Annotated in this window: 10 protein-coding genes; 8 read left to right on the top strand and 2 right to left on the bottom strand. The window is 66.5% G+C overall.

Annotation, left to right across the window (positions count from 1 at the left end; translation table 11 throughout):
- Positions 1-249: 249 nt before the first annotated feature.
- Both M3461_23195 and gpmI read right to left on the bottom strand, forming a co-directional pair.
- Positions 250-1572 carry a S41 family peptidase gene (locus M3461_23195; GenBank protein MDQ3777047.1) on the bottom strand — a complete coding sequence of 441 codons (1323 nt, stop codon included), beginning with the start codon at positions 1570-1572 and terminating at the stop codon, positions 250-252.
- Positions 1573-1833: 261 nt separating this feature from the next.
- Positions 1834-3447, bottom strand: a complete 1614-nt coding sequence (gene gpmI / locus M3461_23190) for a 2,3-bisphosphoglycerate-independent phosphoglycerate mutase (GenBank protein ID MDQ3777046.1) — start codon at positions 3445-3447, stop codon at positions 1834-1836.
- A 385-nt stretch (positions 3448-3832) separates the two neighbouring features.
- Here gpmI and M3461_23185 point away from each other — a divergent pair, with 385 nt between their 5' ends.
- The 8 genes from M3461_23185 to M3461_23150 form a co-directional block, all read left to right on the top strand.
- The gene (locus M3461_23185) at positions 3833-4258 is read left to right on the top strand and encodes a rhodanese-like domain-containing protein (GenBank protein MDQ3777045.1); all 426 of its coding nucleotides are present in this window, start codon (positions 3833-3835) and stop codon (positions 4256-4258) included.
- Positions 4259-4303: 45 nt separating this feature from the next.
- Positions 4304-4792, top strand: coding sequence for a protein-export chaperone SecB (secB, locus tag M3461_23180; protein ID MDQ3777044.1), 489 nt, complete (start codon positions 4304-4306; stop codon positions 4790-4792).
- Positions 4788-5819 (top strand): NAD(P)-dependent glycerol-3-phosphate dehydrogenase, encoded by a 1032-nt coding sequence (locus M3461_23175; GenBank protein MDQ3777043.1) that lies wholly within the window; start codon positions 4788-4790, stop codon positions 5817-5819. Before secB ends, M3461_23175 begins: the two co-directional genes overlap by 5 nt.
- Before the next feature lie 76 nt (positions 5820-5895).
- Complete coding sequence (gshB, locus tag M3461_23170; protein MDQ3777042.1) at positions 5896-6843, top strand: glutathione synthase; 948 nt, start codon at positions 5896-5898, stop codon at positions 6841-6843.
- 54 nt (positions 6844-6897) lie between these two features.
- On the top strand, positions 6898-7341 hold the full coding sequence (locus tag M3461_23165; protein ID MDQ3777041.1) for a hypothetical protein: 444 nt from the start codon (positions 6898-6900) through the stop codon (positions 7339-7341).
- Entirely contained in the window at positions 7230-7724 is a 495-nt protein-coding gene (locus M3461_23160; protein MDQ3777040.1) for an FAD:protein FMN transferase, read from the top strand. Before M3461_23165 ends, M3461_23160 begins: the two co-directional genes overlap by 112 nt.
- Positions 7725-8109: 385 nt before the next feature.
- Positions 8110-8619 (top strand): Gx transporter family protein, encoded by a 510-nt coding sequence (locus M3461_23155; protein ID MDQ3777039.1) that lies wholly within the window; start codon positions 8110-8112, stop codon positions 8617-8619.
- Positions 8616-9139 (top strand): hypothetical protein (locus M3461_23150; GenBank protein MDQ3777038.1); only part of this gene is annotated, 524 nt, incomplete at its 3' end. The genes M3461_23155 and M3461_23150, both read left to right, overlap by 4 nt.

Below are 9139 nucleotides of genomic sequence, written 5' to 3'. Positions count from 1 at the left end.
ATGTCCAACCCGATTGTCGTACTGTACATACCGGACTCCTCCTCTTCGTTGAAGTGGTCGTTTCATCTTCCACTCTGGCACATCACGATGCCGTTAGGGAGGGGAGGAGTCCATACCATTACCCTAGCCCTCTTCCGGAGGGAGAGCGGATCCAATGAGGCGATTTACGACCGTGGCCAATATGGTGGGGGCGGGTTTTCAAACCCGTCCCCACGCCTTCGAAAGCGAACCGGGACGCCGCTCATGGCGTCACAGGAGACCCCGCTGCAACGCCAAGCCCTTGAGCAGGTTCAAGGCCTCGTGGAGCTCATAATCGCTCTTGGCGAGCTTTTCTTCCGGGACGTTCGGATTGTTCGGATCGACCTTCGGCGCCGGGGCCGGGGCCTTGTCACCGTTCGCGAGATGGCGCGTGAGATCGGCCTCCCGGATCTCGTCGGTGGTCTTGTCGACGATCGTGAGCTCTAGCTTGTCGATGGCGATATCCGGGCTGATCCCCTCGGCCTGGATGGAATGCCCCGAAGGCGTGTAATAGCGTGCCGTGGTCAGCTTCAATGCGGCGTTGTTGGCCATCGGCAGGATGGTCTGCACCGAGCCCTTGCCGAAGGTCTTGCTGCCCATGATCACCGCCCGGCGGTTGTCCTGTAAGGCCCCGGCCACGATCTCCGAGGCCGACGCCGAGCCGCCGTTGACCAGCACCACGATGGGCGCGCCATTGAGGAGGTCCGAGGGCTTGGCGTTGAACCTCATCTGCGACTCCGTACCGCGGCCCTTGGTGTACACGATGAGCCCCTTGTCGAGGAAGTTGTCCGCCACCGCCACCGCCGAGCCGAGGATCCCGCCCGGATTGTTGCGCAGATCGAGCACCAGCCCCGCCAGCTTATTGCCGTTCGAGCCCTTGAGGTCCGCGAGCGCGTCCGTCACGTCCTCCGCCGTGCGGGTCTGGAAATGCGAGATGCGCACGTAACCCAGGCGCGGCTCGAGGGTGCGGTTCTTGACGCTCTGTACCTTGATGACGTCGCGCGTGACTTGCAAGGTCAGGGGCTTTTCCTGCCCCTCGCGCACGATGGTCAGGCGGATCTCGCTGCCGGGCTTGCCGCGCATGATCTTGACCGCGTCGTTAAGGCTCAGGCCCTTGACCGGCGTGTCATCCAGACGAATGATCACATCGCCGGCCTTGATCCCCGCCTTCTGCGCCGGGGTGTCGTCGATCGGGGCGATGACCTTGACGAAGCCGTCCTCCAAGCCCACCTCGATACCGAGCCCGCCGAACTCGCCGCTGGTGCCCTCTTGCAGTCCCTCGTAGTCCTGGGCATCCAGGTAGGACGAATGGGGATCCAGGCCCGACAGCATGCCGCGGATGGCGCTTTCCAGGAGCACCTTGTCCGCGACCTCCTCCACATAGTCGCTCTTGATCTTGGCGAACACCTCGGTAAAGGTGCGAAGCTCGTCGAGCGGCAGTCCGGCGGACTCCGCCGAACCCGCCCGGGCAAGCTCATGGGGACCGAGGGCCAGGTTGAGGCCCAGGGCCAAACCGAGGACCAAGGTGACGGCATGGACGGCAGCGTGTTTCATGAAAGACCCCACTCGATGGGCCCACTAGATGGGCAGTTGATAAGTGATGACGGGATGGCCGAGGACAGGGCGGACCGGCGAATGACCCCGACGGTGAAGGTGAGCGCACGGCCGCTGCGCGCTGCGGTGCCAACCATCAAAAAAAAAGCCGGGAACAGGCCGCCGGATCGATATGCCAGGATACAAGCGCAGACGGGCGCATGACAAGCTGCCCGCACGGGGCCACGGCACGGCACGGAGCGCGATCCGGGCACCGGCCGCTCACCGCAACAGCCGTCCCAGGCGCTGTCGCGGCCGCCGTACTTGTGCCATGTCCAGCGCCTCCAAGCGCACCAGCGGGCCGCCGCTCATCTCGGACGGCGGCGACAGTCCGAGCAGATACAGCATTGTGGGTGCCACGTCCGCGAGGGTCCCGGAACGGCCGATCTCGGCCGGCCGCCCCACATAGATGAACGGCACCCGGTTGCTGGTGTGCGCGGTATGGGGCTGACCGCGGTGGGTCCTGGTCGAGACCCCGCGCATCTTCTCGGCGTTGCCATGATCGGAGGTGATGAGGACCTCCCCACCCACGGACTGCGCCGCCGCCACCACCCGCCCCAGGCAGCGATCCAACACCTCGACGGCCTTGACGGCCGCCTCGAAGTTGCCGGTGTGGCCGACCATGTCGGCATTGGCATAGTTACAGATCATCACGTCGTGTCTGCCGCGGTGGATGGCCTCGACCAGGCGGTCCGTGACCGCGTAGGCGCTCATCTCGGGCTTCTCGTCGTAGGTCGCGACGTGCGGCGAAGGGACGAGAACCCGGTCTTCCCGGGGAAACACCCGCTCCTCCCCGCCGTTGAAGAAGAAAGTCACGTGGGCATATTTCTCGGTTTCGGCGATACGGAGCTGCGACAGGCCGCGCGAGGCGATGTAGTCCCCGAAGACGTTGCGCAGCCGTTCCGGAGGGTAGGCGACGGGGACATCGAAATCCGCGTGATACCGGGTCAGGGTGACGAACGCCCCGAGATCGACCCGCGGCCCGCGCTCGAATCGGTCAAAATCGGGCTCGATGAAGGCGCGCGTCAACTGCCGCGCCCGGTCGGCGCGGTAGTTCATGAACACCACGACATCACCCTCTTCGACGCGTACCGGCTGAGCACCGCGTGGGACGATGGCCGTCGCCTGCACGAACTCGTCGGTCTCGCCACGCGCGTAGGCCATGTCGAGCGCGATGAAGGGATCGGTGCAGCGATGCACGGCCTCGCCGCTTGTGATCAAGCGGTATGCGGCCTCGGTGCGCGCCCAGCACTGGTTGCGGTCCATGGCGTAGTAACGCCCGATCAGCGTGCCGATGCGACCCATGCCCAGGGTAGTGAACTCGACCTGAGCGCGCTGGAGGGAGTCGGCGGCGCTCTTCGGGGGTCGATCCCGGCCGTCCAGGAAGGCGTGCAGGACCACCTCCCGCGGCCGCGCGCGCACCGCGAGATGGATCATCGCGAGCAGATGTTCCTCGTGGCTGTGGACCCCGCCCGGCGACAAGAGCCCCAGGATATGGAGCGCCTTCCCGCTACGCGCCGCGCGCGCCGCCGCGTCGAGGAGGGTCCGGTTATGGAAGAAGGAACCGTCCTCGACGGCGCCCGTGATGCGGGTGAAGTCCTGCATCACCAGCCGCCCGGCACCGATGTGCATATGCCCGACCTCGGAGTTCCCCATCTGTTGGTCGGGCAGGCCGACATCCGTCCCCGAGCAGCTGATCAGGCTGTGAGGATAAAGCGACCAGAGATCGTCCCAAACCGGTTTATCGGCACTGTGGATCGCGTTGTATTCAACGTCGTCGCTGTGCCCCCAGCCGTCCAGCACGATGAGGATGAGCGGCCGGTGGGCGATCGGCATTCCGACCCCGTCCCTGGACCGCTCGCTGGGCTCTCGCTGCATCAACCGAACGGCATGGGGACCAGGAGGTCGGTCGGGCGTTTGGGGGTTGGATTGACGGGGGGATTGACCGGGAGATTGGCCGGGGGGCAGGGCCGCTGAGGCATTTCTCGAGTCTAGCACGAATCGACGGGGCGGTGCTCGCGGTCAATGGCGAGCTCGGGCCCGACTTAGACGGCGCGACCGCAGAATGGCGCCGGGTGTTCCGACCCACCGGCGTAGGGCATCCCCAATATATGGCATAGGGCACGGGCCATGGCGTTTCCGCGCCTGGCCTGGCACAATGCCGCCGCGCCGCGCTCGGCCTGGATCCTCAAAACATCGAACCACGCTGGAGTACTACGGGATGGAGAGGCTCGGTGAATTCGTCGTCAACCATTGGGTGTTGTTTTCGATCCTCGGCGGGGTCCTGGTCGGGCTCGCCTATACCTTCGTACAAAGTGCCAGAGAGCAGGCGCCGCAGGTGACGCCCTTGGAGGTCACACGCCTCATCAACCACGACGACGCTCAGGTGATCGACATCCGCGACAAGGGGGCGTTCGGCAAAGGCCACATCCTCGGCTCACACAATGTCCCGTTGTCGGAGCTCGCCGACAAGATCGGGAAGCTCGATCTGAAACACGAGCAGCCCATCGTGGTGTGCTGCGACGCGGGCAACAGCGCCGCCGGCGCCGTCACCACCTTGTCAAAGGCCGGCTTCGGGAAGGTATACCGATTGAAGGGCGGGATCATGGACTGGCGCGACGCCAACCTGCCACTGGCGAGGGGCTGAGCGAGGCCCGAGGGTCTCATTCCGCCGGATCCCCAGGGTCTTATCATGACTGAAAACGACGTAGAGGCCGGTCCATCGCACGCGGCCTTTGCCGAGCTGCAGATCCAGAAGCTGTACGTGAAGGATGTGTCGTTCGAGGCACCCCAGTCACCGCAGGCCTTCTTGCAGGAGATCAAACCATCGGTCGAGGTCCACCTCGACAGTCGCACCAGCCGGCTGGGTGACAACGTACACGAGGTGGTCCTGGCGGTGACCGTGACCGTCAAATCGGAAGACAACGTGATCTATCTGGTCGAGGTACAGCAGGCGGGCGTATTCACGCTCCAAGGCGTCCCGGCCGATCAGCTCGGCCCGGTGCTGGCGACAGCCTGCCCGACGATCCTGTTCCCCTACGCCCGCGAGGTGGTATCGGACCTGGTGACGCGCGGGGGCTTTCCGCCGTTGTTGCTGGCGCCGGTCAACTTCGACGCCCTCTACGCACGGGACCTGGAGCGCCGGCAGTCCGAGACAGGGGCCAAGCAGGTAACCCATTAGATCCTTGGGGAGAGGCGCTACTCCGGAAGATGTACCGGTCGTGGTCCTAGGTGCCGGGTCCTGGGGCACGGGGCTGGCCGTACTCCTGGCGCGTCACGGGCGACCCACCCGTCTCTGGGGCCAAGACAGCGCCCACCTCGCGGCGCTCGAGCGTGACCGGTGCAATCGCCGCCATCTCCCCGAGGCGCCGTTTCCCGATACCCTTACCCTCGCCCCGGACCTGACGACCGCACTCTGCGAGGTCCACGATATCGTACTCGCCATGCCCTTCGAGGGGCTGCGATCCCTCGCCCAGATGCTTGCCGCCTTGCGGCCTCGCGCCCTCCGGGTGGCGCTAGCCTGTAAAGGCATCGAGGCCGGCACCCACAAACTCGGCCACGAGGTGCTCGCCGAAACCCTCGGGGACGACGTGCCGACGGCCGTCATCTCCGGGCCGAGCTTCGCGCGCGAGGTGGTCGCGGGACTGCCGACCGCCGTCACCGTGGCCTCCTCGGACGCAGAATTCGCTACCGATCTGGTGTCCCGCCTGCACCAGGGGACGTTCCGCGCCTACACCAGCACGGATGTCATCGGCGTCGAGCTGGGGGGCGCGGTCAAAAACGTGCTCGCCATCGCCGCCGGGGTCTCCGACGGTCTCGGTTTCGGCGCCAACGCACGCGCCGCGCTCATCAGCCGGGGGCTGGCCGAGATGCTGCGCCTGGGACTCGCCCTGGGCGGACTCCGCGAGACCTTCATGGGCCTCGCCGGGCTCGGCGATCTGGTCCTGACCTGCACCGACGATCAGTCGCGCAACCGCCGCCTCGGGCTCATGCTAGGCCGGGGCACACCCCTCCCAGACGCGCTCATGGCGATCGGGCAGGTGGTGGAGGGCGTGTATACGGCCCGGGAAGCTCAAGCCCTGGCCGCGATACACCACATCGACATGCCCATCAGCGAGCAGGTGGTGCGGCTCCTCAATGGCGCTTCGGGGCCGTCCGAGGCCGTAGAGACCCTCCTGGCGCGGGAACCGCGCCACGAGTCGGAATGAGCCTCGGCAGGGTGGGATGCTCCGGAAACTCGTGCATGACACGCTTATGACCTAAACAGGCCTATGATCGGGCGCCATGGCCATTGATCTCGGCATTCTGATGGATCCGATCGCCGGGATCTCTATCAAGAAGGACAGCAGCTTCGCCATGCTGCTCGCCGCCCAACGGCGTGGCTGGCGTCTCTGGTACCTGGAGGTGGGCGATCTGTTCCTGCACCAGGGCCTGGCACAGGCACGGGTACGGCGACTCGCCGTCCAGGAGGACCCGGTGCATTGGTATGAGCTCGGGGAGGAAGACACCTTTCCCTTGTCGCGGACCGATGTCGTCCTGATGCGCAAGGACCCGCCCTTCGACATGGAGTACATCTACGCGACCTATCTCCTGGAGCTGGCCGAGGCCGCGGGGGTCCTGGTCGTGAACGCCCCGCAGGGGCTGCGCGACGCCAACGAGAAGCTCTTCACCGCCTGGTTCCGCCAGTGCTGCCCGGAAAGCCTGGTGACCCGCGACCGCACCCGCATCCGATCCTTTTTGGAAGAGCACGGCGATATCATCCTGAAGCCCCTGGACGGCATGGGCGGGGCCTCGATCTTCCGGGTGCGGGCCGAGGACCCCAATACCAACGTCATCATCGAGACCCTGACCGCCCACGGTCGGCGCTTCACGATGGCCCAGCGCTTCATCCCCGAGATCACAGAGGGCGACAAACGCATCCTCCTGATCGACGGCCATCCGGTCCCCTACGCCCTGGCCCGCTACCCGGCGCCGGGGGAAACGCGCGGGAATCTGGCGGCGGGCGGGCGCAGCGCCGGCGTGGCCCTCTCGGAACGCGACCGCTGGATCTGTGCGGAGGTGGGCGAGACCTTGCGCCGCAAGGGGCTCGTCTTCGTCGGGCTCGACGTAATCGGCGACTATCTCACAGAGATCAACGTCACGAGCCCCACCTGCCTCCGCGAGTTGGACGCCCTCTACGGGCTCGACATCGCGGGCCAGCTCATGGATGCGATCGAACAACGCCTGCGCTAGCCCGCATTGCTCACTACTGGCCGTTGCGAGGGCGCCGGCCGCAGTAGGTTAGTGGTGAGATGCGGGCCAACCGCCCCGAGCGAAATCGCCGGCCGGCAGGCGCCCGGTGCGGCCGTCCTCGTGCTAGTCGCGCTCGTCCTGACGGCCTGCGGTGCCCGGCCGACACCGGTCCACGAGTTCCAGTTCTTCGCCATGGCGATCGCCGCGCTCATGCGGCGCCCGCCGGCGACGAGCGATCTGCGGTGGAATGGCCGGGAGGTCCAGGGCACCAATCCGGCAGTGCAGTTCGACCTCGGGGCCGATGCCAAGGGCGATGCGGTGGACCGGGCCTCGCACACCTGCGCGGTGCGGGGATCACAAACGCGCTGGTCAATGCCGGCGGCGATCTGCGCGCCATCGGACGCCGTGGCGAGCGGCCCTGGCGCATCGGCATACGCCGGCCCCGCTCTGCCGGCGTGCTCGGGACCCTCGAGCTGGGTGAAGACGAAAGTGTCTTGACTTCCGGTGATTACGAGAGATTTTTTAGGTATGATGGAAAGCGATACGACCACATCCTGGACCCGCGCACCGGGTACCCCGCACAGGGTGCCATGGCCGCGACGGTGATCTGCCGGGGGGCCGCCGCGGGGGGCCACCGCGTTCGTAGTCGCCGGGCCCTCCGAGTGGCAGGCGGTGGCACACGATATGGGGATAGCGCAGGCGATGTTGGATCGATGGCCTGGGGCGCATTTCATCTGACGGAGGCGCTGAGGCCGCGCCTGCGGTTCACGATCGAGCCGGAACGCGGCATCCCGATTGGATCCGAAGCCATGACGGCCGCCGATCGGTGGTCGGCGCCGCACTTGGGTCCGGAGCCCGGCCTGGATGCGATCAATTACTAACCAAAACCCTATTTGAAATTGCAGGTACCTAGACAAGCTCGAGACTCTTCCGGGAGAGCACCGAGAAACTCCCTCCCCTGTCCGTGTTTTTTGCGGACGGGGGGGGGTCGGGGTGGGGGTCAGGCCTTCCCGCGCTGACCTAAGCCCTGTACCGGCCGCGACGCCTGTACCCCCCCACCCTAGCCCCCGCTCCGCGCAGGGGAGGAGACCGGAAGCTCACTCCTCCGCTACCAGGAGTGGGGGGGCATGATGGGATCGATACCAATGAAAGTGTTTGATTTGACAGCCCTCAGCCTAACCTGTCATAGCTTCTCCCTGAGAGAGAAGGGACTTCCAGTTTCGTTGAAGTCGGTCTGTATGACACTGCGTGAGAAACTAGCAACCGATGGAATTCGAAGTCACAGCAGAAGACGCCCGCATCGCCGGGCTGGCCGCGCTCGCGATCGCCATCGACGTCGTGGAGGCAAACCTCCCGAGCCCTCTGCCGGGGGTCAAGCCCGGGCTCGCCAACGTCGTCACCCTCGCGGCCCTGCACTGGTACGGCTTTGGCGTCCCGGCCTGGGTGTCCGTGCTCCGGGTCGTGGGGGGCGGCTTGCTCGGCGGCACCTTTCTGTCGCCGGGCTTCCTGAGCCTGTCGGGGGCCATCGCGAACCTCTGCGTGCTGCGCCTTGCGACCGCGATCCCGGGACTCTCCAGCATCGGGTACGGCGCGCTCGCGGCCCTGGCACACATGGTCGGCCCGTTCGCCCTCGCCTACTGGGTCCTCATCCCCCATCCCGGCCTCCTGCGACTCCTGCCGGTGTTGATGACGGCGGCCCTGGTCTTCGGGTTCTCGGGCGGTATAATCGCCCGCGCCATGGTCGCGGGAATGGACGGGCGTAGGGCACAGGCGTGAGCGCAGCGCTACCGAGACCGGTCGTCGCACCGTCCGACCGGCTGGCGCTCACGCTCTGTTGCGCCATCGTGGTCCATGCCACCGTGATCCTCGGGGTGAGCTTCTCCCCGCCCTCGCAGAGACCCCTCGACCGACCCCTCGACGTCATCCTGGTCCACCAAAAGAGCCCCGAGAAGCCCAAGAAGGCAGAGGTCCTGGCCCAGGCCGCCCAGCAGGGAGGTGGCGACAGCGCGGAGAACGTGCGCCCGGCCACGCCCTTCACCGCACCCTTCCCCGAACAGCGGGCCGATATCGCGGCCGCCCCGCCCCCCGGGCCGAGCCGGCTCGACACTGTGGTGGAACCCACCCCACCGTCCGGCGAGCCACCTTCGGCGGCGAAACCCCGCGCCGACCGGCTCACGGTCGCCAAGAAGAAGGCACCGGCCGCCAAACCGGAAGTGCGCCCGGCCGAGCCGAGCGATCCCGCCATCGTCAAGGCGCCGGTCCCCGACGCCGAGGCGCTCATCAACCGCAGCCTGGA

Source organism: Pseudomonadota bacterium (genome assembly GCA_030860485.1).
Lineage (GTDB): Bacteria > Pseudomonadota > Gammaproteobacteria > JACCXJ01 > JACCXJ01 > JACCXJ01.
The sequence above is the reverse complement of the archived record's forward strand: the minus strand, read 5'-3'. Positions and strand labels throughout refer to the sequence as shown.

Coding starts and splice junctions, on each gene's coding strand:
- gshB (MDQ3777042.1), top strand. CDS start 5,896: ATGGCCATTGATCTCGGCATTCTGATGGATCCGATCGCCGGGATCTCT.
- secB (MDQ3777044.1), top strand. CDS start 4,304: ATGACTGAAAACGACGTAGAGGCCGGTCCATCGCACGCGGCCTTTGCC.
- M3461_23195 (MDQ3777047.1), bottom strand. CDS start 1,572: ATGAAACACGCTGCCGTCCATGCCGTCACCTTGGTCCTCGGTTTGGCC.
- gpmI (MDQ3777046.1), bottom strand. CDS start 3,447: ATGCCGATCGCCCACCGGCCGCTCATCCTCATCGTGCTGGACGGCTGG.
- M3461_23155 (MDQ3777039.1), top strand. CDS start 8,110: ATGGAATTCGAAGTCACAGCAGAAGACGCCCGCATCGCCGGGCTGGCC.
- M3461_23185 (MDQ3777045.1), top strand. CDS start 3,833: ATGGAGAGGCTCGGTGAATTCGTCGTCAACCATTGGGTGTTGTTTTCG.